Annotated in this window: 20 protein-coding genes; 16 read left to right on the top strand and 4 right to left on the bottom strand. The window is 69.9% G+C overall.

Annotation, left to right across the window (positions count from 1 at the left end):
- Positions 1-40: 40 nt before the first annotated feature.
- Positions 41-1,159 carry an ABC transporter ATP-binding protein gene (locus EGM46_RS02080; RefSeq protein WP_125098518.1) on the bottom strand — a complete coding sequence of 373 codons (1,119 nt, stop codon included), beginning with the start codon at positions 1,157-1,159 and terminating at the stop codon, positions 41-43.
- Positions 1,160-1,364: 205 nt separating this feature from the next.
- Here EGM46_RS02080 and EGM46_RS02075 point away from each other — a divergent pair, with 205 nt between their 5' ends.
- The 6 genes from EGM46_RS02075 (at position 1,365) to EGM46_RS02050 (ending at position 9,446) form a co-directional block, all read left to right on the top strand.
- Positions 1,365-2,855, top strand: coding sequence for an ATP-binding protein (locus EGM46_RS02075; RefSeq protein ID WP_125098517.1), 1,491 nt, complete (start codon positions 1,365-1,367; stop codon positions 2,853-2,855).
- Positions 2,791-3,924: a helix-turn-helix transcriptional regulator gene (locus tag EGM46_RS14920; RefSeq protein WP_241156124.1), complete on the top strand. Its 1,134-nt coding sequence runs from the start codon at positions 2,791-2,793 to the stop codon at positions 3,922-3,924. Before EGM46_RS02075 ends, EGM46_RS14920 begins: the two co-directional genes overlap by 65 nt.
- A 114-nt stretch (positions 3,925-4,038) precedes the next feature.
- On the top strand, positions 4,039-4,830 hold the full coding sequence (nagB, locus tag EGM46_RS02065) for a glucosamine-6-phosphate deaminase (protein ID WP_125098516.1): 792 nt from the start codon (positions 4,039-4,041) through the stop codon (positions 4,828-4,830).
- Between the two features lie 6 nt (positions 4,831-4,836).
- The gene (locus EGM46_RS02060) at positions 4,837-6,009 is read left to right on the top strand and encodes an N-acetylglucosamine-6-phosphate deacetylase (RefSeq protein WP_241156123.1); all 1,173 of its coding nucleotides are present in this window, start codon (positions 4,837-4,839) and stop codon (positions 6,007-6,009) included.
- A 170-nt stretch (positions 6,010-6,179) separates the two neighbouring features.
- Complete coding sequence (locus EGM46_RS02055) at positions 6,180-7,394, top strand: NADP-dependent isocitrate dehydrogenase (RefSeq protein WP_125098515.1); 1,215 nt, start codon at positions 6,180-6,182, stop codon at positions 7,392-7,394.
- A 339-nt stretch (positions 7,395-7,733) separates the two neighbouring features.
- Positions 7,734-9,446, top strand: coding sequence for a 3-ketosteroid-delta-1-dehydrogenase (locus tag EGM46_RS02050; protein WP_125098514.1), 1,713 nt, complete (start codon positions 7,734-7,736; stop codon positions 9,444-9,446).
- Positions 9,447-9,624: 178 nt separating this feature from the next.
- Here EGM46_RS02050 and EGM46_RS02045 read toward each other — a convergent pair whose 3' ends face one another.
- Positions 9,625-10,623, bottom strand: coding sequence for a LacI family DNA-binding transcriptional regulator (locus tag EGM46_RS02045; RefSeq protein WP_241156122.1), 999 nt, complete (start codon positions 10,621-10,623; stop codon positions 9,625-9,627).
- A 200-nt stretch (positions 10,624-10,823) separates the two neighbouring features.
- On the opposite strand from EGM46_RS02045, the gene EGM46_RS02040 reads away from it, so the two are divergent.
- The 6 genes from EGM46_RS02040 (at position 10,824) to EGM46_RS02015 (ending at position 17,326) form a co-directional block, all read left to right on the top strand.
- The gene (locus tag EGM46_RS02040; RefSeq protein ID WP_241156121.1) at positions 10,824-12,503 is read left to right on the top strand and encodes an ABC transporter substrate-binding protein; all 1,680 of its coding nucleotides are present in this window, start codon (positions 10,824-10,826) and stop codon (positions 12,501-12,503) included.
- A gap of 29 nt (positions 12,504-12,532) precedes the next feature.
- A complete protein-coding gene (locus EGM46_RS02035) occupies positions 12,533-13,483 on the top strand; it encodes an ABC transporter permease (protein WP_125098512.1) in 951 nt (316 codons plus the stop codon).
- Entirely contained in the window at positions 13,480-14,415 is a 936-nt protein-coding gene (locus EGM46_RS02030; RefSeq protein ID WP_125098511.1) for an ABC transporter permease, read from the top strand. The genes EGM46_RS02035 and EGM46_RS02030 overlap by 4 nt, the downstream gene beginning before the upstream one ends.
- On the top strand, positions 14,415-15,269 hold the full coding sequence (locus EGM46_RS02025) for an ABC transporter ATP-binding protein (protein WP_125098510.1): 855 nt from the start codon (positions 14,415-14,417) through the stop codon (positions 15,267-15,269). The genes EGM46_RS02030 and EGM46_RS02025 overlap by 1 nt, the downstream gene beginning before the upstream one ends.
- The gene (locus EGM46_RS02020) at positions 15,266-16,114 is read left to right on the top strand and encodes an ABC transporter ATP-binding protein (RefSeq protein ID WP_125098509.1); all 849 of its coding nucleotides are present in this window, start codon (positions 15,266-15,268) and stop codon (positions 16,112-16,114) included. Before EGM46_RS02025 ends, EGM46_RS02020 begins: the two co-directional genes overlap by 4 nt.
- 147 nt (positions 16,115-16,261) lie before the next feature.
- Entirely contained in the window at positions 16,262-17,326 is a 1,065-nt protein-coding gene (locus EGM46_RS02015) for a C45 family autoproteolytic acyltransferase/hydolase (RefSeq protein WP_125098508.1), read from the top strand.
- Between the two features lie 174 nt (positions 17,327-17,500).
- Here EGM46_RS02015 and EGM46_RS02010 read toward each other — a convergent pair whose 3' ends face one another.
- Positions 17,501-18,568 (bottom strand): LLM class flavin-dependent oxidoreductase, encoded by a 1,068-nt coding sequence (locus EGM46_RS02010; RefSeq protein WP_125098507.1) that lies wholly within the window; start codon positions 18,566-18,568, stop codon positions 17,501-17,503.
- An 81-nt stretch (positions 18,569-18,649) separates the two neighbouring features.
- Positions 18,650-19,018 carry a DUF2568 domain-containing protein gene (locus tag EGM46_RS02005; protein WP_125098506.1) on the bottom strand — a complete coding sequence of 123 codons (369 nt, stop codon included), beginning with the start codon at positions 19,016-19,018 and terminating at the stop codon, positions 18,650-18,652.
- A gap of 87 nt (positions 19,019-19,105) precedes the next feature.
- On the opposite strand from EGM46_RS02005, the gene EGM46_RS02000 reads away from it, so the two are divergent.
- The 4 genes from EGM46_RS02000 to EGM46_RS01985 form a co-directional block, all read left to right on the top strand.
- On the top strand, positions 19,106-20,368 hold the full coding sequence (locus tag EGM46_RS02000) for an amidohydrolase family protein (RefSeq protein WP_125098505.1): 1,263 nt from the start codon (positions 19,106-19,108) through the stop codon (positions 20,366-20,368).
- Positions 20,365-21,942 (top strand): ABC transporter substrate-binding protein, encoded by a 1,578-nt coding sequence (locus EGM46_RS01995; RefSeq protein ID WP_125098504.1) that lies wholly within the window; start codon positions 20,365-20,367, stop codon positions 21,940-21,942. Before EGM46_RS02000 ends, EGM46_RS01995 begins: the two co-directional genes overlap by 4 nt.
- A gap of 63 nt (positions 21,943-22,005) precedes the next feature.
- Positions 22,006-23,037, top strand: coding sequence for an ABC transporter permease (locus tag EGM46_RS01990; RefSeq protein WP_241156120.1), 1,032 nt, complete (start codon positions 22,006-22,008; stop codon positions 23,035-23,037).
- The coding region (locus EGM46_RS01985; protein ID WP_164512782.1) for an ABC transporter permease at positions 23,034-23,883 on the top strand (850 nt) is incomplete at its 3' end. The genes EGM46_RS01990 and EGM46_RS01985, both read left to right, overlap by 4 nt.

Raw genomic sequence — 23,883 nt, 5'->3', positions numbered from 1 at the left:
TGGCGCTCGTAACCGAACCGTGACCGCCGCGCCCTCGCGGTTAGCCGAGTCGCTCGCCCGAATCGGTGGCGAAGAAGTGCAGGTGCTCGGGCGCCGGCGTGAGCACCACGCGCTCACCGGCGCTGGGGTGAGCGCGCCCGTTCACCCGTGCAACGACCTCGACGCGCTCGGCGCCGCCGGCGAGCCCGACGCCCGCAGCGTCCCCGGCGCCGTCGTCGAGGTGGCCGTACAGGTAGCCGTCCGCCCCGAGCTCCTCGACCAGGTCGATCACCACGGGGATCCCGGCGGCGCCGGCCGGCGCGAGCGCGAGATCCTCCGGCCTGATCCCGAGCGTCACCGCGGCATCGCCGGCCGCAGCGCGCACCGCGGCCGGTGCCGGCAGCTCGGTCGCGCCGACCCGCACCGTGTCGCCAGTGAGTTCCGCCGGCAGCAGGTTCATCGCGGGGGAACCGATGAACCCGGCGACGAACAGGTTGGCGGGAGTCTCGTAGAGTTCGCGCGGCGTGCCCAGCTGCTGCAGCTTGCCCTCCTTGAGCACCGCGATACGGTCACCCATCGTGAGCGCCTCGGTCTGATCGTGCGTCACGTAGACGGTGGTCACGCCGAGGCGACGCTGCAGCCCGGCAATCTGCGTGCGCGTCTGCACGCGCAGCTTCGCATCGAGGTTCGAAAGCGGCTCGTCCATGAGAAACGCCTGCGGCTGGCGCACGATCGCGCGCCCCATCGCCACACGCTGGCGCTGGCCACCCGAGAGCGCCTTCGGCTTGCGGCCGAGCAGCGGCTCGAGATCGAGCATCCGCGCAGCCTCGAGCACGCGCGCCGCGCGCTCGTCCCCGCTCACGCCGGCGATCTTGAGTGCGAAGCCCATGTTGTCCGCGACCGTCATGTGCGGGTACAGGGCGTAGTTCTGGAACACCATCGCGATGTCGCGATCCTTCGGCGGCATGTGGGTGACGTCGGTGTCGCCGAGCAGGATCCGGCCGGAGTCGACCTCCTCGAGGCCGGCGAGCATGCGCAATGTCGTCGACTTGCCGCAGCCGGACGGGCCAACCAGCACCAGAAACTCGCCATCCGCGACGTCGAGGGAGAGCCCATCGACCGAGGGTGTGGTGGCGCCGGGATAGACCCGCGAGACGCTGTCAAACGTGAGTGCAGACATGAGAAACTCCTCCACCGGCAGGTACGTGCCGGACGATCCGTTGTAGAAGATGACGCCCTGATGGGCGCCCCGCCCGTCGTTGGGCGGGGCTCAGGCTAGCACGAGGGGTCGCGAAAAAAACTGCGCAGAGCGACAACGCGCGGTACAGTGCTGGCATGCGCCACGGAGTGGGCCGTGGCGCAACGACCCGGGGTGGGAGAGCTGTATGCGCGAGCGCGAAGTCCGAGAAATCCAGGCTGCGCTGCTGGATGGATCATCGGTTCGCCTGGTGGCTCCGCGCGAGACGGGGCGCACGTTTCTGCTCGAGCAGGTGGCCACGGCGATGGAGGCGCGTGGCTTCACCGCGTTCCGGGTGACAGGCCGCCGAGCATTCCGAGACCAGCCCTATGTCGCGCTGCGCGAGGCCGGGCTCGTGAGTCTTCGCGGCGCGCAGAGCGAGAGCGATATTGCCGATGAGCTTGCGGCAGAACTCGATGCCGCAACCCGTCCACTCATCCTGGTCGACGACGCCGAGCACCTCGACCTGGAGTCTGCGTACCTGATTGAGTACTCCCGCGCGCGACGCAACATCCCGACGGTGCTCTCCGCGCCACCGTTCGTGATGCTGGACGCACAGGGCCGTGCCGCAACGAACAAGATCCGTACGCAGGCGCGATACGAGCTCGCCCCGCTCGGGTATGCGCAGATCAGTCTGCTCGCCCAGCGCGTACTCGGCGCGCCAGCACAGCCCGAAGTGCTGTCGCAAGTACTCGCAATGTCGTCTGGACTCACCGGCATTGCGGCAGCGATCCTTCGCACCGCGGCCCAGGAAGGCAAGATCGTGCGACAGGAGAGTGGCTGGGCGCTCGACGCAGATTCGCTCTGGAACGTGCACCTGCGCAGCACCGTCGAACAGCTCATTTTCGGCCTGCAGCGCGACGAGTTCCGAGCGCTTCACGCGCTGGCGCTTGCCGAAAGCGTTGTGGTGGAACGATTCCATGCGATCGCCTCAGCTCCACTGATCGGGCTGACGCAGCATGGGCTCATCACTACCTTCGCCGACGCAGCCGGGGTGGCGCAGGTCGCCCCACGGCCCTCGCTCATCACCGATTACTTCCAACACCAGCCGATCGACCCGCTGCACTATGAAGCGCTCCATCTGTTGTGCGAGCTCGGCGATGCCGAGGCCCAAGAGCGTGCCACCTTGGGGGCGGCGGCAACGCTGGCGCGCGCCGAAACGTTCGACCGCGCGCACAATCGTGGCACCGGGATCGCACGATTCCAACGGGCTACGGGTGACACCGCGCTCGCGAAGGCAACGCGTGATTGGCGGAGCGACCCGTCGGCCGAGCACGCGGTCATCTACTTGGACCACCTGATTACCACCGAAAGCTACCTCCCGGCAGCTGCCGCGGTTTTCGAGCGCACGAGAGGCGGCGGGAGCACGCCGATGGCGATTCGGCTGGGGATGCACCGTCTGTTCTGGGACACTCAGGCAAACCGCGAGGGCGCGAAAGAACGCCTGCGTGCCGCGGTTGCAGCGGAACCGGATCCGGTGGCGCGCGTCGCGTTCGAGGCATTCGAGGCGTATCTCGTGTTCTCGCGACGAGGAATGGAGCCGGACGTCGGACTGGTGGCAGCGGACGGCACAGTTGACCGACGGCTTCACGCTCGCGATCCGCCACTTCATCGGGGTCGTTACCGGTCGTATTCATGAGGAGCTGGAGCTCGAGCGGCTCGATTCTCGGTTCCATCTGCAGCGGGTGATCGCGGGGGTCGGGAACACGATCACGCGATCACGGAGTGTGCGGCCGGATGAGTACGAGCGAGAGCTGCGAGCCGAGTTCGCGGCGGCAAGAGCAACACAGGATTACCGACGTATCACGCTGTCTGCCTACTTTCTCGCGCAGCAGGAAGCCGCGACGTTCCGCGATCTCCTTGCAACGGAGACCGTGAGCGCGACCTTCTCGATCGGGACACCGAGTCTCGCGTATGCCGACTACTTCCTGGCGCAGTTGCGCTGGGCTGCATACCTGCACTATCTGCGCGGCGAAGCCGACCTCGCGCGCTCGGTGCTCGCCGAAACTGCCCGCTATCCAGGCATATTCGGCCCTCTTCCCGCGATGCACCCTGAGTTCGCCACGGCCATCGGGATGCTGGTCGACGGGGACTCTGATGGCGCGGTTGAGCTGCTCAACCGCATCGCGCTGCACTGCCGCGAAATGGAACTCCCCGACGCTGCGTGGACGTACGCGGCGATCGCATTCGTTGAGCGCCCAACACTGGACGTGTTTGCGCAGCTCGAACGCGTCGCAGACGCCTCATCCCATGGAACCCCCGCCATCATGGAGCTCGTGCGCCGAGCACTCGAGGAAGACCCTGCACTCGCGCGGTACGCGCAGCGCATCTCCCTCGACGCCGAGATCTCCACCTCTATCACGTTGCTCTCCGCGATGCTGAAGAAACGGCATCCTGATGCGGGCGGTGAGAACGATCACTTTTCGGAGATTCTCGGCGACACCATTCGCGAACTCCGCGCGTTGCTCGCCGCTGAGGTATCGGCCGCGCTCGATTCCAACGCGGCGCAACGCGGTGGCCCCCAGCTCACAAAGCGCGAGCGCGAGGTGTCGATGCTCGCGGCAACGATGCAGAACCGCGAGATCGCAGACCGCCTGTCCCTCAGTGTGCGCACCATTGAGAACCACCTCGCGCGCGCCATGCGCAAGCTCGATGTGAGCTCGCGCAGCGAGCTGGCCCCGCGGCTCACGGGGAGTGAGTCGCTGTAGTACTCGGCGAACCGGTGCCCCGTATCCTGGTCCTGAACTGCGCCGAGCGACATCCGCCGCTGTGACGCTCGCTGCCCCAGCCGGTGCAGCACCCAATCGCATGGAGGAAATTGAGTGGACGTCATCATCGTGGAGAACGCGGCCGCTGTCGCAGAGCACGCGGCCGCGCGGATCGCTGCACGGATCGCCGAGAAACCGAACGCGGTTCTCGGCGTTGCCACCGGCTCGTCGCCTCTCGGCACCTATGAGGCGCTTGCTACCCGCGTGACCGCCGGCGAGCTCGACTGCTCCGCGGTGAGCGCCTTCGCGCTCGACGAGTACGTCGGCCTGCCGCTCACGCACCCGGAGAGCTACCACGAGGTGATCCGCACGACCGTCACCGAGCCGCTCGGGATCGACGCGGCGCGCGTCCACGTGCCCGACGGCGGCGCGGTCGACCTCGAAGCGGCGGGTGCCGACTACGAGCGCCGCATCCGGGACGCCGGCGGCGTCGACCTCCAGCTGCTCGGGATCGGCGCGAACGGACACATCGGCTTCAACGAGCCCTGCTCCTCGTTCGCCTCACGCACCCGCGTGAAGACCCTCGCGCCGCAGACCCGCGCCGACAACGCGCGCTTCTTCGACGGGATCGACGACGTGCCGCTGCACTGCATCACGCAGGGGCTCGGCACCATCCTCGACGCCCGCGAGCTCCTCCTCGTCGCGCAGGGGGAGGCAAAGGCCGACGCCGTCGCCGCGATGGTCGAGGGGCCGCTCGCGAGCATCTGCCCGGCGAGCGCCCTGCAGCTGCACGCGCAGGCGACCGTGATCATCGACCGGAGCGCGGCGAGCAAGCTGCGCCTGATCGACTACTACGAGCACGTGCAGCGCAACAAGCCGGCCGTGCGGGTCGCCGCGGGGGTCTGAGCCGCCGTGAGCGAGATCATCGCGGCCGGCCGGGTGGTCACGAGCACCGCGGTGCTCACGCCGGGCTGGGTGGAATACTCAGCTGGCCGCACGGTCGCGATCGGCTCGGGCGAGCCCCCACGCACCCCCACCCATGAGTACCCTGAGGGAACCCTCATCCCCGGCTTCGTCGACGTGCACGTGCACGGCGGCGGCGGAGCCGACTACCCGAGTGGCACGGTGGCGGCGGCGCGCACCGCGCGGGAGGCGCACCTCGCACACGGCACCACGCGGACCATGGCGAGCCTCGTCACCGCCGGCCGCGCCGAGCTGCGCGCGCAGCTCACGGCGCTCGCGCCGCTCGTCGCCGACGGCACGCTCGGCGGAATCCACCTCGAGGGGCCATGGATCAGCCCGGCGCGGGCCGGCGCGCACGACCCTGCGCAGCTGCGCGATCCCGATCTGGTGGAGATCGACGCGCTGCTCGCCGCGGCCCCTGGCGCGGTGCGCATGGTGACGATCGCGCCGGAGCTGCCCGGCGCGCTCGCCGCGATCGAGCGGTTCCGCGCCGCGGGCGTTGTCGTGGCGATCGGGCACACCGACGCCGACGCCGCGGGCGTGCGCGCCGCGATCGACGCCGGCGCGAGCGTGGCGACGCACCTGTTCAACGCGATGCCGCCGCTGCACCACCGCACCCCCGGCCCCGTCCTCGCGCTGCTCGCCGACCCGCGCGTCACCGTCGAGCTCATCGCCGACGGCACCCACCTCGACGACGCGCTCGTCGGCTGGCTCATGGCGCAGGCCGGCCCGGATCGGGTCGCCCTCGTCACCGACGCGATGGGGGCGGCCGGCTGCGGTGATGGCGAGTACCGGCTCGGCGCGCTCGACGTCGCCGTGGCCGGTGGTGTGGCGCGCCTCGCCGGCACCGACACGATCGCGGGCAGCACCGTCACGATGGACGCGCTGTTCCAGCGCGCGGTGCGCGGTGCGGTGGGTGCTGGCGGCACGGGCTCTGACATCGCATCCGACGCGGCTGGCGCCGCGCTCCGCGCCGCCGTGCGCATGACCGCGACCACGCCGGCGCGCGCCGTCGGCTGGACCGACGTCGGCGACATCGCCGCCGGACTGCGCGCAGACTTCGTAGTCCTCGACCCAGATCTGCGGGTCGTTCAGGTGTTCTGCGGCGGCAATCCGAACTGAGAAATTATCTCGACGCCGAGATACCCAGCAGAACTCGGGTAGAGTGGTGGGCGGTCCTACCGGACCCCACACCGGGCGCGCACCATTCGCAGCGCCCGCATGAATTCAGCGCGTGGCGCACACTGAGCCGCGCGCCTCCGAGCTCACACAATACGACACTGGGAGAAGCGTTGGCGAAGATCAAGGTAGCAGGCACCGTCGTCGAACTCGACGGCGACGAGATGACCCGCATCATCTGGCAGTTCATCAAGGATCGGCTGATCCATCCGTACCTCGACGTCACGCTCGAGTACTACGACCTCGGCATTCAGCACCGCGACGAGACCGACGATCAGGTGACGATTGACGCGGCGAACGCGATCAAGAAGCACGGCGTCGGCGTGAAGTGCGCGACGATCACCCCCGACGAGGCGCGCGTCGAGGAGTTCGGCCTCAAGAAGATGTGGCGCAGCCCGAACGGCACGATCCGCAACATCCTCGGCGGCGTGGTGTTCCGCGAGCCGATCATCATCTCGAACATCCCCCGCCTCGTACCCGGCTGGAACAAGCCGATCATCATCGGCCGCCACGCGCACGGCGACCAGTACAAGGCCACTGACTTCAAGGCCGGCGCCGGCAAGGTCACCATGACCTTCGAGCCGGCTGACGGCTCGGCGCCGCAGCAGTTCGAGGTCGTCACTCTCCCCGAAGGCGGTGGCGTGATCCAGGGCCAGTACAACTTCAACGACTCGATCCGCGACTTCGCGCGCGCCTCGTTCAAGTACGGCCTGTCGCGCAAGTACCCCGTCTACCTCTCGACGAAGAACACGATCCTGAAGGCCTACGATGGCCAGTTCAAGGACATCTTCCAGGAGGTCTTCGACGCCGAGTTCAAGGCGCAGTTCGACGAGCTCGGCCTCACCTACGAGCACCGCCTCATCGACGACATGGTCGCCTCGGCCATGAAGTGGGAGGGCGGCTACGTCTGGGCGTGCAAAAACTACGACGGCGACGTGCAGTCGGACACGGTTGCGCAGGGCTTCGGCTCGCTCGGCCTGATGACCTCCGTGCTGATGACGCCGGACGGGCAGACCGTCGAGGCTGAGGCCGCGCACGGCACGGTGACGCGTCACTACCGCCAGCACCAGCAGGGCAAGCCCACCTCGACGAACCCGATCGCCTCGATCTTCGCGTGGACGCGCGGGCTCGCGCACCGCGGCAAGCTCGACGGCAACCAGGAGCTCATCGAGTTCTCGGAGGCTCTTGAGGACGTGGTCATCAAGACTGTCGAGTCCGGCAAGATGACCAAGGACCTCGCGCTCCTCGTTGGCCCTGAGCAGGCATTCCTCACGACCGAGGAGTTCCTCGGCGCGATCGACGAGAACCTGCAGGCCCGCCTGGCCTAGCGCACAACCACTTCGCCCGCGTGGGCCCCCCTTGGGGGGGCCCACGCGGGCGAAGTGGTTGTGTGGGGGGTGTGGGCAAGGGGTGCGCGCTGCGGGCCCCATGCCCACACCTCTTGAGAAGTGGCAAACCGACGCTTCCCGCGCCCGAAGCGTCGGTTTGCCACCACTCGATTCCCCCGCGATCCCCTACGCTCGGGGGAAGAGGCAGGGGGGCTCACACGCGAAGCCCGGGCGAGTGGCGCACAGCGCACTCCTTTCTCGCGTGGCCGCATCCACGCCGGCGTAGCCTGGGACGGCGGGCCAGCGGAAGCCCACCGTTCCCGCACCTGGAGGTGGATGATGAGTGCACGCACACTGCCCGCACCGCGCCCAATCGAGGACATGACGGTTGACCTGTTGATCGTCGGGTCCGGCACCGGCCTCGCGACCGCGCTTGCTGCGGACGAGCGAGGTTTGACTGTCGCGGTGGTGGAGAAGACCGCTTACGTTGGCGGGTCGACCGCGCGATCCGGCGGAGCCTGCTGGCTGCCCGCGAGCCCCGTGCTCGCCCGTGACGGCGCAGTCGACTCGCTCGAGCGCGGCGACGAGTACGTTGAGGCGGTGGTGGACGGGCGGAGCCCACGCAGCCGGTGGCGACCATACCTGGACTACGGCGCGGAGGCGGTGCGCATGCTTGAGCGCACCACCCCGCTCCGGCTCCGCTGGGTGCGTGGGTATTCGGACTATCAGCCCGAGCTTCCAGGCGGAAACGCCGCTGGCCGCTCCGTCGAGGCGCGGCCGTTTGACCTGTCACGGCTCGGCGCCGAGCGCGCGCGCCTTCGATCTGCACCGATGGCCGCGCCACTCCCGATGCCGGTCACCGGCGCGGATTACAAGTGGCTCAACCTCATCGCTCGTGTACCGCTGCGTGCGCTGCCGCGGGCGATCTGGCGGGTGGTTCAGGGGATCGGTGGCCTGAGCATCAAGCGAGAGTATGCTGCCGGCGGGCAAGCCCTCGCAGGCGGCCTCTACGCGGGGGCGCTGCGCGCAAGGATCCCAATCTTCACTGAGACCGAGCTCACCGAGCTGATTACTGATGATGAAGGTCGGGTGGTGGGTGCCCGGCTGCGGCAGGGTGTGCGCGAGGTGACCGTGCGCACGCGTCGTGGTGTGGTGCTGGCCGCCGGCGGCTTCGATCACGACATGCGGTTGCGCCGCGCGCACCAGTCGCCCGGTCTGGTGCGCGACCTGAGCTTGGGCGCTGAGGGCAATACGGGGGACGCGATCCGCATCGGCCAGGAGGTGGGGGCCGATGTGCAACACATGGGGCAGGCCTGGTGGTTCCCCGCGGTTGCGCCAGTGGATGACACATCGGAGCCCCAGATCCTACTCGCTGAGCGTTCGCTGCCTGGCTCGTTCATGGTCGATGGGCACGGGAAACGCTTCGTGAACGAGGCGTTGAACTACATGGCGTTTGGGCAGGAGGTGTTGCGTCGCGAAGCAGCTGGGGATCCGGTCGGGCGCATGTGGCTCGTGTTTGACCAGCGGTATCGCAATGACTTTCTGTTCGCAGGTCAAGTGTTTCCGCGGATGCCATTGCCGCGGCACTGGTTCCGGGCTGGCATTGCGCATCGCGGCTCAACCCCGGCGCTCCTGGCGCGAGCGATTGGGGTGCCTGTCGCCGATTTCGAGTCCACGTTTCGGCGGTTCAACGCGCACGCGGGCGCGGGCGTCGACGAGGACTTCCAGCGTGGCAATTCTGCCTACGATCGTTACTACGGTGATCCGACGCGCACCCCGAATCCGAACCTGCGGCAGCTCGACGGTGAGAATCTTTACGCAGTCGAGGTGGTGCTGTCCGATTTGGGGACCTGCGGCGGCTTGCGCACGGACGGGGCGGGCCGTGTGCTGAGCGACGCCGACTCGGTGATCCCCGGGCTCTTTGCGCAGGGGAACACTGCGGCGAACGCGTTCGGCGAGGTGTATCCCGGGGCTGGCGCGACGGTGGGTCAGGGCATTGTGTACGGGGTGGCGATCGTTGACGGGATCCTCGGCGAGGGCGCGGCGCGATAGCCTCGCTCGCTCGCCTCGAGCGTCCCCGAGCGCCCCAGCGCCCCCCAACGCGGAGAAATCTGATATCTCGGAGCTCGCATGCGCGAATGCTCCGAGATACCAGATTTCTCCGCGGGAAGTGGGGGCCGGGGGGAGTGGGGGCCGCGGAGTGAGGGCCGGGGAGCGGGGTGCGAGCTGGCTACACCGGGGCGCGGCGCGTCGAGTCGCGCACGTCGAGCGTTGCGCGCGGCACCTCGAGCGGACCGGTCGGCGTGCGCCCCTCCGCCAGGCCGACCGCGACCTCGACCGCCCGCGCGGCGATACCCTCGGGGTGCAGGTCGAGCGTGGTGACGCTCGGTGTGGAGATGCGGTTCTGGATCGCCCCCGATCCCGCAGCGACCAGGAGATCCTCGGGGATTCGGATGCCGCGCGCCACGGCGGCGGCGGTGAGGCCAGCCGCGTGGCGGCCGGTGAGGCAGAAGATCGCGTCGGGCCGCGTGCCGGCCGCTCCGAAGAAGCGTTCGGCCGCGGCCTCGCCCACCCCTTCGCCCTCGCTCTCGGGGAACGCTGCGATGTCGGGGGTCAGCCCGTGCCGCGCGCACCATTCCAGGTACGCGTCCTCCGACTCGCGGTTCCACGCGTTCTCGTCGGTGCCGGTGAGGAGCGCGATGCGCGTGCCCCCGGTCGCGCGGAGGTGATCGAGCACGAGGATGGCCTCCTCCCAGTCGCGGGTGGCGAGCTCGATGAACTGTCCGGGCCGCGCGGGATCGGAGCCGACCGAGACCACCGGGATGTGCCGCTCCGACAGCAGTGTGAGCACCGGATCGTTGGCGAACGGCTCGGTGACGATGTACGCGTCGGCAGCCGTCGCGCTGAGGGGGGCGTCCGGCCTGGTCGGGTCGTCGATGAGCATCATGCTGTAGCCGTGCTCCATCGCGGCGAGGGAGGCCGCGCCGGCCATGCGGAGGAAGTAGTCGACGCCCTCGGGGAGGAACGTGTCGAGGCTGTGGAGTGGCCGGATGACGAGCGCGAGCAGGCCGAGGCGCGAGTTCTGCAGGCCCTGGGCGATGGGGCTTGGCCGGTACCCGATCTCGTCGGCGACCTGTTCGATGCGCGCGATCGTCTCGCGGCGCACGACCCCTTTGCCGTTCAGGGCGTGCGACACGGTCGTCGGAGAGACGCCTGCCGCTCGGGCCACGTCTTTGATCGTCGGTCTCCCGCTGCGCTGCACCTCGCCAGGATAGCCGCTTCGCACTGGGGGACAGGGGCAGGAAGCGGGGGAAATGGCCCAAGCTGTTACCGAATCGTGAAAACCAAACCGTTTTGCACAAATCGTTTTGGGTGTTAGCATCCTGCGTGGGTCTTCGTTCGGCATCGCGCCGGACCACAGGGGATTCAATGACGAAACTTCGAATGGAGAACAACGTGAAACTCGCACCGATGCGGGCGTCCATCGCCCTCTTCGCCATCGCGGGCCTTGCGCTCACCGGCTGCGCTTCCGGCAGCCGTGGGGGCGACGCCGGCGGCGCAAACGCCGAAGACGCCCTGCTGCAGACCACCCCGGAGCCCGCGGCCGACGCCGAGAAGGTCACCTGGAACTCCACCTACGGTGAGCTCGCAAGCCTCGACCCCGTGAAGGCGTTCAACTACCCCGAGAACACGATCGTCTCGAACCTCTGCGAGCCGCTCTTCCAGATGCAGCCCGACTTCTCGGTGCAGCCTAACCTGGCGACCGAGGCGAACACCGAGGACGGCAAGACCTGGACGCTCGGGATCCGCGACGACGTCACCTTCTGGGACGGCACCCCGATGACCGTGCAGGATGTCGCGTTCTCCCTGGGCCGCCACATCGACCCGGCCGAGGGCAGCTACTGGGGCGGCGGCACCGTCGCGAACATCGCGAAGGTGTCCGCGAGCGGCGACTCGGAGCTGACGATCGAGCTCAAGACGCCGGACTACACGCTCCCTTCCTCCCTCAGCACCGTGATCGGTGTCGTCGTGCAGGAGAAGCAGCGGAAGGCCGCTGGCGAGAATTACGGCAACCCCGAGACCGGCGTGATGTGCACCGGCCCGCTGCAGTTCACCCCGGGCAACTGGAAGCAGGGGCAGTCGATCACGCTCGACCGCTACGACGGCTACTGGAACGCCGACAAGCAGGCCAACGCCAAGCAGGTGGAGATCGGCTTCGTCGTCGACCCGACCGCGATCGCGAACGGGCTCGCCACGGGCGAGATCCAGGGCTCGTACGATGTTCCGCTCCCCGCGCTCGGCACGCTGTCGAGCAGCACGAGCGGCAAGCTGTACGCCGGCCAGGGCATGCAGGACATGGCCATCATCTCCACCGGTGATGGGCTCTTCGGCGACCCGGCCGTGCGCCGCGCGCTGACCCGCGCGACCGACCGCCAGGCGATCGCCGACACGGTCTACGAGGGCACGGGCACCGTGTCACGCTCGGTCGTGCCGCAGTCCGCGTGGGACGCCGTCGAGGGCGTCGCCGAGCTGCGCGACGAGCAGCTCCCTGACCTGAGCTTCGACATCGAGGCGGCGAAGGCCGAGCTCGAGGGCGCAGACCTCGACCTGTCGCAGCCGATCAAGATCGCCTACCCGAGCGAGCGCAGCTTCTACGCTGACATCCTCAACGAGATGGCGAACGGCGCGAAGGAGCTCGGGATCACCCTCGAGCCCACCGGCGTGCCGAGCGCGCAGTTCGGCGCGTTCTTCTCGGACCCCGAGGCACGCAAGGGCTTCGACGGCTTCGTCACGACGAACTACCTGAGCGCCCCGGATCCGCTGCTGCACCTCATCAGCGTCGCGAAGACGGGCAGCGATCAGAACTACGCGAAGTTCTCCGACCCGAAGGTTGACGCAGCGCTCGACGCCGCGATCGCTGAGCCCGACGCGCAGAAGCGCGCCGAGCTGACCGTCGAGGCCGAGGCGCTCATCATGGCCGCGCAGCCGTGGGTGCCGATCAACGACCTCGCCGTGCGCATGTACATGGACGAGAGCATCACGGGCGCGCCAGCGTCGTTCGTCTACCTGTACTACCCCTGGGCTGCCGATCTCGGCGCAACGGCCTAGCGCGTGATCGCAGCAGGAAAGGATCGTCCATGATCTACCTTGGAAAACGGCTTGCCGCCCTCGTCGGCGTGCTCATCGTGTCCAGCTTCATCGTGTTCGCTGGCATGTACCTTGCCCCGGGCAGTCCCGAGCAGTTCCTCGTCCAGGGGCGCACGGTCAGCCCGGAGGTGCTCGCGGCCATCCGCGAGCAGTACGGTCTCGATGATCCTTTCCTGCTGCGGTACTGGCACTGGCTGCTCGATGTGCTGCAGGGCGACCTCGGCCGCTCGCTCATCACGCAGCAGGACGTGACGACGCTCGTCGCGTCCCGCCTCCCCACCACGCTGTACCTGGCGCTGTTCGCCGCGATCCTCATCGTCGTCTTCGGTGTGGGCCTCGGCGTGCTCGCCGCAACGAAGTCCGGCGTCTTCGAGAAGCTCGTGGTCTTCGGCTCGAACCTCGGCTTCGCCGTGCCGACCTTCTTCGCCGCGCTCGTGCTCATGTTCCTCTTCGGTTCGAGCCTCGGCTGGTTCCCGGTCTCCGGATCCGGCGAGGGGTTCGTCGACCGGCTCTGGCACCTCACGCTTCCCGCGATCGCGCTCGCGTTCCCCGGCATCGCCGTCGTGGCGCGTATCACCCGCACCGCGGTGCGCGAGGAGCAGGGCTCCGAGCACGTCGTCATGGCGATCGCGCGCGGCGTGCCCAAGCAGCTCGTGCTGTGGCGGCACACGATCCGCAACTCGATGCTGCCGGTCTCCACCGTGATCGGCACGCAGATCGCCGGCCTCCTCGCGAGCGCCTTTGTGATCGAGTACGCCTTCACGCTCGACGGGATCGGCTCGCTGCTCGTCAACTCGGTGCAGAAGAAGGACTTCGCGGTGGTGCAGGCGATCGCCCTCATCATGGTGCTGGCCTTCGGCCTCATCAACCTCATCGTCGACCTGCTGTACGCGGTGATCGACCCCCGTGTCCGCCTGAGCCAGGGAGTGGCAGCGCGATGACCGAGCAGAACTTCACGAAGCGCCCCGACGCGAACACGCGCGCGCAGGACACCGTTGCGGTGCAGCTGCTGCGCAAGCACCGCGGCGACGTGCCCACCACCGGCTGGCAGGTGCTGCGCCGCCGCCTCGGCCCCGTCGGCATGGTCAGCCTCGCGATCATCGTGCTCGTCGTGCTGATGGCGCTCCTCGCGCCCGTGATCGCGCCGTACGACCCGTTCGAGGGCAGCGTCACCGCGCGCCACGAGGCGTGGAGCCTCGCACACCTGATGGGCACCGATCAGTCGGGCCGCGACATTCTCTCCCGCATCATCTGGGGTGCGCGGACGAGCCTCATCGGGCCAACGATCGTGATCCTGATCACCGCGTTCCTCGCCACCACCCTCGCCCTCACCGCGGTGTGGTTCGGCGGCAAGGTCGACGCGTTTATCAGCCGGATCCTCGACATCCTCTTCGCGTTCCCGAACATGCTGCTCGCGATCCTCGCGGTGGCGATTTTCGGGCCGTCGCTGCTCACCGCATCGATTGCGCTCGCCATCGGCTTCACCCCGTACTCGGCGCGCGTCATCCGCTCGGTGGCGCTGCGCGAGCGAAACCTCCCATACGTGGCCTCCGCGCAGCTGCAGGGCATCTCCGGTTTCCTCATCACCGTGCGTCACATTCTGCCGAACGTGCGCACCCAGATCCTCACCGGCATGACGATCAACTTCGGCTACGCGATGATCGAGCTCGCGGCGCTCTCGTTCCTCGGCCTCGGCGTGCAGCCGCCCACCCCGGACTGGGGCCTCATGGTCTCGAACGGGCAGGCCTCGCTGCAGCAGGGCTTCTGGGAACAGAGCATCTTCGCCGGCCTCATGATCGTGATCACCGTCGCCGCGTTCGGCTACGTCGGCGAACAGCTCGGCGGCCGCCGCGCCGCAGGAAGGACCCGCTGATGCTGCACATCGAACAGCTCGTGCTCACGGTCACCGACCCGGACACCGGGCGCGAAACCGAGATCCTGCACGGCAACGCTCTGACGCTCGGGCAGGGGGAGGCGCTCGGCCTCGTCGGCGAGTCGGGCTCCGGCAAGTCGATGACCCTTAAGTGCATCCTCGGCATCGAGCCGAGCGGCGCGCGCGTCGACGGACGCATCGAACTCGACGGCACTGACCTGCTCGCCACGACGGGCGAAGAACTGCGCAGGATCCGCGCCGAGGATCTCGCGCTGATCGCGCAGAACCCGCACGGCGCGCTCAACCCGGTGCTGCCGGTCGGCAAGTACCTGATCGAGGGCATGTCCGACGCGCGGTCCATGAGCCGCGCCGACGCCGAGGCGAAGGCCGCGGAGCTGCTCCGATCAGTGGGGATCGCGGACACGGAGCGCGTGCTGCGCTCGTACCCGCACCAGCTCTCCGGCGGCATGCTGCAGCGCGTGGTGATCGCGGGCGCAATCTCGGGCTCCCCGAAGCTGCTGCTCGCCGACGAGCCGACCACCGCGCTCGACGTCACGACGCAGGCCGAGGTCGTCGCGATCCTCGACGAGATGCGCCGGGAGCACGGCCTGTCCATGATCTTCGTGACCCACGACCTCGACCTCGCCGCCGCCGTCTGCGATCGCCTCGCGGTGATGAAGGACGGCGAGATCCTCGAGATCGGCACGCCGGACGAGATCCGGGACCGCCCGAAGACCGAGTACACGCGAAACCTCATGGCGGCGCGGCCCATGCTCTACCCGGCCGGGCATCCCACCGGTCCCGGGCTGGGGGAGCGCGCCGGCGAAGCCGCGACGAAGGAGCAGGGCGAATGAGCGACACCGCAATCATCGAGGCGCGCGGCCTGAGCCGCACCTTCCACCTCAGCCGCAAGGCGAGCGTCGCGGCGCTCGACGACGTGAGCTGCGAGCTGCGCGCTGGCACCTGCCTCGCGGTCGTCGGCGAGTCGGGGTCAGGCAAGTCGACGCTCGCGCGCGTGATCGTCGGGCTCGAGTCCGCCGACTCCGGCACCGTGCGGATCGCCGGCAGTGACGTGCAGCCGACCACCGCCCGCCGCGAGCTGCGCAAGCGCGCGAAGCTCGTGCAAATGGTGTTCCAGGATCCGCAGGGCTCCCTCAACCGCTCCCTCCCCGTGAGCGCGACGATCGACGAGATGCTCCGCGCGCACCGCCCCGACCTCGACCGGGCGGGACGCCGCGCGCGCGTCCTCGAACTGTTCGCGGAGGTGGGCCTCACCGAGCGTCACGCCGACGCGAAGCCCGCTGCGCTGTCCGGCGGGCAGAAGCAGCGCGTGGCCATCGCACGCGCACTCGCCGCAGAGCCCGAGATCATCGTGCTCGACGAGGCGGTGTCGGCGCTCGACGTGTCCGTGCAGGCCCAGGTGCTCGCGCTGCTCAAGCGCTTGCGCGAGGAACACGGGCTGTCCTACCTCTTCATCACCCACGACCTCTCGGTGGTGCGCGACATCGCCGACGACGTCGTGGTGATGCGGCAGGGGCGCATCATCGAGCGCGGCACGGTCGACGAGGTGCTCGACGCCCCGCAGGATCCCTACACGCAGCTGCTCATCGCCTCGGCGCCGCGCCCCGGCTGGAAGCCGCAGCGCGGCCTCCGGGACGCTCTGCTCGGCACCGGCACGAAGGAGAGCTCAGGCCCGTAGCGATCCCCCGCTGCTCCGAACCGAGCCGAGCCGCTCGCGCCAGGGTGCCCCGCAGGGACCCCGGCGCGGCCTCGGCGCGCCAGCAACCGCTTCATCCCGCCGCGCGGCCCACCACGCGCGGCGCCGAACCCCAGAAAGAACCACACCATGACCGAGAAGACGAGCCGCATCCACCTGGATCTCAGCGGCGGCACCCGGTACGAGCTCGGCCGCGCGCGCGGCCACGCACTGCGCGACACGCTCGCCGCGGCTGCCGAGCAGTACACGAACCTGTTCCGCATGATCGAGGTCGATCCCGATCGAGAGCGCGCCGGCATCGCCACCATCCTGGAGACGCTCGCTGAGTGGCGCCCTGAGGTCGTCGAGGAGCTGCGCGGGATCGCTGAAGGATCAGGGGTTCCGCTCGACCGCGTCGTCGCGCTCAACGCCCGCACCGAGATCCTTGCGCTCGGTAACCGCGCCGCGAACGAGTGCTCCACCCTCACCTCCGTGATCGACGGGCACCGCTTCGGCGTGCAGACGTGGGACTGGCACATCGAGTTCGACGGGCTGTGGCACACGCACACGGTCGCGGGCCCCGGCTACCGCTACGCGGGGCTCACCGAGCAGGGCATTGTCAGCAAGATCGGCGTCAACGAGGCGGGGCTCGGGCTGCACTTCAACATCCTCGGGCACGCCGACGACCACCCCGAGGGCGTTCCCATGCACGTGCTGTCGAGCGTGGTGCTCACCGAGTGCGCGACGATCGACGAGGCGCTCGCGCTCATCCGCAGCGCGCCGATCACCTCGTCGTCGGCGTTCACGATGGTCGACGCGACGGGCGCCGTGTCCGTCGAGATGAGCCCGGCCGGCGTGTTCCCCATCCCCGAGGTCGCGGGATCCGTGCAGCGCACGAACCACTTCCAGCACGCGACCCCGCTCGGCGGCCAGAAGACCGAGCTGTACGAGCCGGACTCCTCCGAGCGGCTCGAACTGGTGCGGGAGCGATTGGCCGCCGGCCTGCCCGCGGCGCCTGATGCGATGGTGCGCCTGCTGCTGTCGGGCGAGGGGCAGCCGCCGCTCACCTGCGTGCCCGACATGTCGAAGGCGTTCGGCGACCGCTGGGCCACCCTCGCGACGGTGATCACCGACCCGGACGCGCGCACGATCCGCGTGCTCGACGGCATGCCCACCGACGCAGAGACGGGCACCTGGCGGGTGCTGACGGCGTAGGCCGCGTCGCGCCCACCAACCCCGCAGGAGAAATCTGGGATTTCGGAGGGTTTCCCGTGAAACCCTCCGAAATCCCAGATTTCTCCTGCGGGAATTGGGAACGGGCGTGGGGATTGGGGCTGCGGGAACGGGGCACCGCGGGAACGGGCGCGGGTGCAGCGCGCGCAGCGCCGACTAGCCGCGCAGCAGCTCGCGCACGCGCGGGATCACCTCCGTGCCGTACAGCTCGATGCTCTGCATCAGCTCGGCGTGCGGCATCGTGCCGTTGGCGTACTTCAGGTCGAAGCGATCGGCGCCCAGCGTGCGCACGGTCTGCGCGATGCGCTGCGCGACCGTCTCGGGCGATCCGACGTACAGCGAGCCAGTGTCGGCCTCGCGCTCGAACTCGGCGCGCGTGGTGGCCGGCCATCCGCGCTCCCCGCCGATGCGGTTGCGATTGCGTTCGAAGTGCGGCCACAGCTGCTCGCGCGCCTCGGCGTCCGTTGGGGCGACGTGGCCGGGCGAGTGCACGCCGAGCGGCATCTGCGCGCGGCCGAGCTCCTCCTGCGTGCTGCGGTACAGCTCCGCGAACGGCAGGAAGCGCGCCGGATCCCCGCCGATGATGGCGAGCATCATGGGAATGCCTACCTGCACCGTGCGCAGCACCGAGTGCGGGCTGCCGCCCACCCCGATCCACGCGTTCACCCCGTTGGGCTGCTCCGTCTTCGGGTACACCTCCTGCTCAACGAGCGCGGTGCGGTGCCGCCCCGACCAGGTGACGGGCTCCTCGGCGCGCAGCCGCGCGAAGAGCTCGAGCTTCTCGGAGAACAGCTGGTCGTAGTCCTCGAGCCGGTAGCCAAAGAGCGGGAACGACTCGGTGAACGAACCGCGGCCGAGGATCACCTCTGCGCGGCCCGAGCTCACGGCGTCGAGCGTGGCGAAGCGCTCGTACACGCGCACCGGATCGTCGCTCGAGAGCACCGTGACGCCGGTACCGAGTAGGATCCGCTCGGTCTGGCCGGCGATCGCGGCGAGCGCGATCTCGGGGGAGCTGAGCGCGAAGTCGTCGCGGTGGTGCTCCCCGAGGGTGATGGCGTCGACGCCGATGCGGTCGGCGAGTGCGGCCTCCGCGACGACGTCGCGCAGCACCTGTGCGTGCGAGTTCCGGCTGCCGTCCGCGGCGAACGTGACGTCGCCGAAGGTGTCGAGGCCGAGGATGAGCTGCTCGGCTGAGGCGCCGGCGACCGTGGACGGATGTGTCATGCCCGATACAACCCCACTCGGATCGCGGCTATTCCGCGTTCAGGCGCTTCCCACGCGGTGCGCGGTCTGCCGCCTGGCGAGCTACGCGCGGCGTCGGCGCGAGGTGAGGTAGCCGACCACGGCACCGGCGACGCCGAAGAGCGCGGGCCACACCCAGAAGATCCCGAGCGAGAGGAGTGCGGCGACGGCTGCGGCGAGCAGCATGAGTTCGAAGAGCGCGGCGGCGAAGTAGTCGACGCGCAGCACGGGGCGCGGGGAGAGGAAGAGCGCCCACAGCAGCACCGACAGCACGAGGAGCCCGAGCCCGGTGAAGATGCCGGGGAAGGGGAGCGGCCAGGACAGGAAGCCCCACACCGTGATCACGACGATGGCGACGAGGTGGAACAGGCCACGGGCGAGCTGGAAGCGCGCGGCCGTGCGTGCGGACTGGGAGGAGGCGGTGCTGGTCACCCGCCCAGTCTACCCGCTGCTCGCGGCGTGGTTCAGCGTCGCGCCGGGGAAGTGGTCCACTGCCGAAGGGCTCGCTACCGTAATCACATGGACCAGGCGCGACCGTCAGCCGGGCCCGCTTCACCGGGGGTGCCCGGGGCGGGCTCGATCGCCGGCGTGCGCGTCTTCGAGCCGGACGGCAGCTTCAGCGCGCCGCGCGAGCTCCGCTGGGAACACGGCAGCTTCGTGGCAGCGGCAACCGCCGCCGCGGACACCGCGGCCCCCGCGCCGCAGCGCCCACTCGGCCGCGCCGATGCGGAGCTCTGGGCGCTCCCCGGCCTCGTCGACGCGCACGTGCACGCGGCCTGGCACGCCTTCGACGAGGACGATCGGCGCGGGATCGCTGCCGCGGACCGCCACACTGCGACCGCCGCCGGCCTCGCGCGCACCCTCGCCGCCGGCATCACCCGGGTGCGCGATGCCGGTGGCCTGAGCCGCGCCGAGCTCGCGGCCCTGCCCGCGGCTGAGCGCCCGGACGTGCAGCTCTCGGTGCGCTTGCTCGATCGCGCCGCGGCGGACGCAGCGGGCGGGCTCGACCGGGCGGTGGGCGAGGTGCTCGACGCCGGCGCCCAGTGGGTGAAGCTCGTCGGCACAGCCGGGGTGGCGAGCCCCGCGGGCGCCGGCCTGGAGCCCGTGTTCTCCGCTGCCGAGGTGCGTGCGGCGGTGGCGCGCGCCGAGCGCGCCGGCGCCGCGGTGATGATGCACGCCTGGGGCGGGGACGCGATCGACGACGCGATCGCCGCCGGCGCCGCGAGCATCGAGCACGGCATCTTCCTGACCGATCAGCAGGCGCGCGCCGCGGCCGCGGCCGGGCTCACGCTCGTCCCGACGCTGCGGATCTACCGCCTCGTGCAGCGCATGATCGACGCCGGCAGCCTCCACGCGGCGTTCCGCGCCAGAGTGACCGAGGCGATCGGGGCGCACCCGGCCGCCGTGCGCCGAGCCCGCGACGCCGGGCTCCCGATCGCGGTCGGCACGGACTCGGGAACGCCCGATCAGCACGGCACCGCAGCGCTCGAGGTTGACGCGCTCCGCGGCGCGGGGCTGAGCGCCGCCGAGGCGCTCATCGCCGCAACGCGCACGGGCGCCGCGCTGCTCGCGCGCGCCGATCGGGATCGCGGCCGTGCCGTCCGCGCGGACGCGCACGCCGGCACCCTCCGCCCCGGCGCCGCGGCCGACGCCGTGTTCTTCTCACGCGATCCGCGTGAGCTCGGGGCGCTCGCCGATCCGGCAGCGATCGTCGGCGTGCTGCGCGCCGGAGTCCTGCACGCCGCCCCACCAGCCTCCCCCTTGAAAGGACCACTCACATGACCGCACTGAATTCCGGGCGTCGCCGCCTGGCGCTCGCCGGAGCCGCGCTTGCCGCCGCGCTCGTGCTCTCCTCCTGCGCCGCCGGCGCAGCGCCGGGCGACGCCGCAGCCGGCGGCGATCCCGTCGCCGGGGGCACGCTCACCTTCGGGCGGGTCGCCTCGGCCGACAATCTCGACCTCAACCAGCAGATCACCGCGAACAATGCGTTCGCGATCGACAAGATCTTCGAGCCGCTCGTCAGCTTCGACGAGCAGGGCGAGATCGTGCCGTGGCTTGCGGACTACACGGCGAACGACGCCGGCACGGAGTACGTGTTCACGCTGCGCGAGGGGCTCACCTTCTCGGACGGCGCCCCGGTGACCCCGGCTGACGTGGTTTTCTCCCTGAACCGGCACCTCGAGGTGGAGGGGCCGCTGCCGCTCACTGCGCCGATCACGGGCATCACGGAGACGGGTGAGCGCGACGTCACGATCACGCTCGAGACGCCGTACACGCCGTTCCTGTCGGAGCTCGCTGGCTTCTCGAACGGGATCTTCCCGAAGGACTTCGGCGGGCAGAGCGAGGAGGAGTTCTTCCAGCAGCCCGTTGGCACCGGGCCGTTCGCGGTGGAGACGTTCGACCCGAACGGCGACCTCAGCTTCGTGAAGAACGAGCACTACTGGCAGGAGGGGAAGCCCTACCTCGACGGGCTCGAGTACCGCGTCATCGCCGACGACGCGCAGCTGCGCCAGCAGCTCGCCGCCGGCCAGATCGACGCGATCGACACGGTGCCGGCTGCCAACGCGGCCGAGGTGGACTCCGCCGCGGACACGGTGCTCTCGAACACCTCCGGCTGGGCGACCGAGCAGGTGTTCTTCAACACGCAGCGCGAGGAGCTCGGCGACCAGCACGTGCGCCGCGCGATCGCGCACGCGCTCGACCGCGAGGGCATCACCGCCGCGACGACGTTCGACACCGCTGAGGTGGCGAACGCGCTCCTGCCGCCCACGATCACGGACTCCGCGAACGACACGGTGACGCCGCTCGCGTTCGACCTCGACGCGGCGAAGGCCGAGCTCGCGAAGTCGGCGTTCCCCGACGGCTTCAGCACGACCCTGCTGATCGCGAGCGGCAACGCGCAGCGCGCGCAGATCGCGCAGATCGTGCAGGAGTCGCTCGCCCAGATCGGCATCGAGGTGAAGATCGAGCAGCTCGACATCGCGGTGTTCCGCGAGCGCTTCTTCGCGTACGACTTCGACATGATGCTCAACAGCGGACAGTCGGACGCCCCCGACCCGAACGGCTTCATCACGTTCCAGGCCGACCCTGAGGGCTTCAGCAAGTCGTACTGGACGCACTACACGAACGACGAGGTGACGAAGCTCATGCACGAGGGCCGCACCACGGCGGAGGGCGCCGAGCGCTCGAAGATCTACGCGGACATCCAGCAGATCCTCGCGGACGACGTGCCCTACATCCCGCTCTTCTTCCCCGCGAACCTGAAGGCGACGACGAGCGACGTGCACGGCTTCACGGTGCTGCCGAACGGCAGCGTCAGGTTCCAGGACGTCTGGCTCGCCGGCGGCGGCGCGTAGCCGAAGCGACGAACTGACGCGTGCGCGCGGGGCCCGTGGCCCCGCGCGCACTACAGTGATGACGTGGTGACGAGGAACGAGCGGGCGCGGGGGCTCGTGCGCGGGATCGGGCGCGAGCTCGTCCGCGTGCTCGCGCGCGTCGTGCCGGTGATGCTCGGCGTCGTCATCGCGGTGTTCTTCCTGCTCCGCATGGTGCCGGGGGATCCCGCCGCCATGATTCTCGGCGAGCGCGCCACCCCGGAGTCGATCGCGGCGCTCCGCGCGGAGCTCGGCCTTGACCTGCCGCTCTGGCAGCAGTTCACCGACTTCGCGTGGGGCATCCTCACCAGCCTTGACACCGGGAACTCCCTCGTCACGGGGGCGTCGACGCGCGAGCTCATCCTCGCGAAGGCGCCGGTGAGTCTCGGGATCGTGCTCTTCGCCGTGGTGCTCGCCGTCGCCATCGCGGTGCCGCTCGCGTTCGCCGCGGCCCTGCGCCAGGACGGCTGGATCGACCACGTGGTGCGTGTGCTGCCGGCGGTGGGGATGGGGATGCCGCTGTTCTGGGTGGGGCTCCTGCTCATCATCGTGTTCGGGGTGCAGCTGCGCTGGTTCCCCGTCGGCGGCGTCGGGACGGGGCCGGGCGAGCCGCTGCGGAGTCTCTTCCTGCCGGCGCTCGCGGTGGCGCTCGGCATGGCCCCGCCGCTGATCCGCTCGCTGCGCGCCCAGCTGATCGACGTGCTCGCGGCCGACTTCGTGACGACGCTGCGTGCCGCGCGCATCCCCGAGCGCCGCATCCTCGGCAGGCACGTGCTGCGCTCCGCTGCGCTGCCGACGCTCACCCTGCTGAGCGTCAACACGGCGTACCTCATCGGCGGCACGCTCGTCGTGGAGAAGGTGTTCGGGATCAACGGGCTCGGCACGCTGCTCTTCCAGTCGATCGGCAGCCGCGACTTCCCCGTGGTGCAGGGGATCGCGCTGTACTGCGCCGTGCTCGTGGTGCTCGTGACCACGCTCGCCGGCGTGCTCTCCGCCGCGCTCGATCCGCGGCTGCGCAGCGTCGCAGACGCCGGCCAGATCACCGCCGCAGCCCAGCAGCACGGGGCCGCGCGATGAGGGCGCTGCGCCGGGCCGCCGGCTCTCCGGCCCTCGTCGCCGGCGCGATCCTCACGCTCGCGCTCGTGGCGCTCGCGCTGCTCGCCCCGGTGATCGCCCCGGCCGACCCGGCGGCGCAGAATCTCACCGGTGGCCTGCAGCCGCCCTCGCCCGAGCACTGGTTCGGCACCGACCAGCTGGGGCGCGACGTGCTCTCGCGCATGCTGTTCGCCGCGCAGACCGACCTCCGACTCGCGGTCACCGCGGCGCTCGCCCCGTTCGGCATCGGCATCGTCGTCGGCCTCATCTCCGGGTACTTCGGGGGCGCCGTTGACTGGGTCGCCTCGCGCGCGACCGACACCGTGATCGCATTCCCCTTTTACGTCATCGTCATCGCGATCGTGTTCGCGGTCGGCGCCGGCGAGGGTGGCATCGTGCTCGCTTTCGCGCTCGTCGGTTGGGTGGGCTACGCGCGCGTGCTGCGCGCGATGACCGCGGCGCTGCGCGAGTCCGGCTGGGTGCAGGCGGCGCGCGGCGGTGGGCTGTCGCACGCGCGCATCCTGCTGCGGCACGTGCTCCCGAACGTGCTGCCGCAGGCGCTGGTGCTGCTCGCGACGGAGATCGTGCTCATCATGGTCGCGATCGTGACACTCGGCTACCTCGGGCTCGGGATCCAGCCGCCGACGCCCGACTGGGGCACGATGATCGCCGACTCGCAGCAGTTCATCACGACGCACTGGTGGCTGCCGACGTTCCCCGGGCTCGCGGTCGTGCTCACCGGTATCGCGTTCTCGCTGCTCGGCGACGGGCTCGGGGACGTGCTGCGCGTCGGCGCGCGGCCGCCGGCGCGCGCCCGCGCGCGCGTGC

Origin of the sequence: Leucobacter chromiireducens, assembly GCF_003917135.1 — a bacterium.
Classification (GTDB): Bacteria; Actinomycetota; Actinomycetes; order Actinomycetales; family Microbacteriaceae; genus Leucobacter; species Leucobacter chromiireducens_A.
The sequence above is the reverse complement of the archived record's forward strand: the minus strand, read 5'-3'. Positions and strand labels throughout refer to the sequence as shown.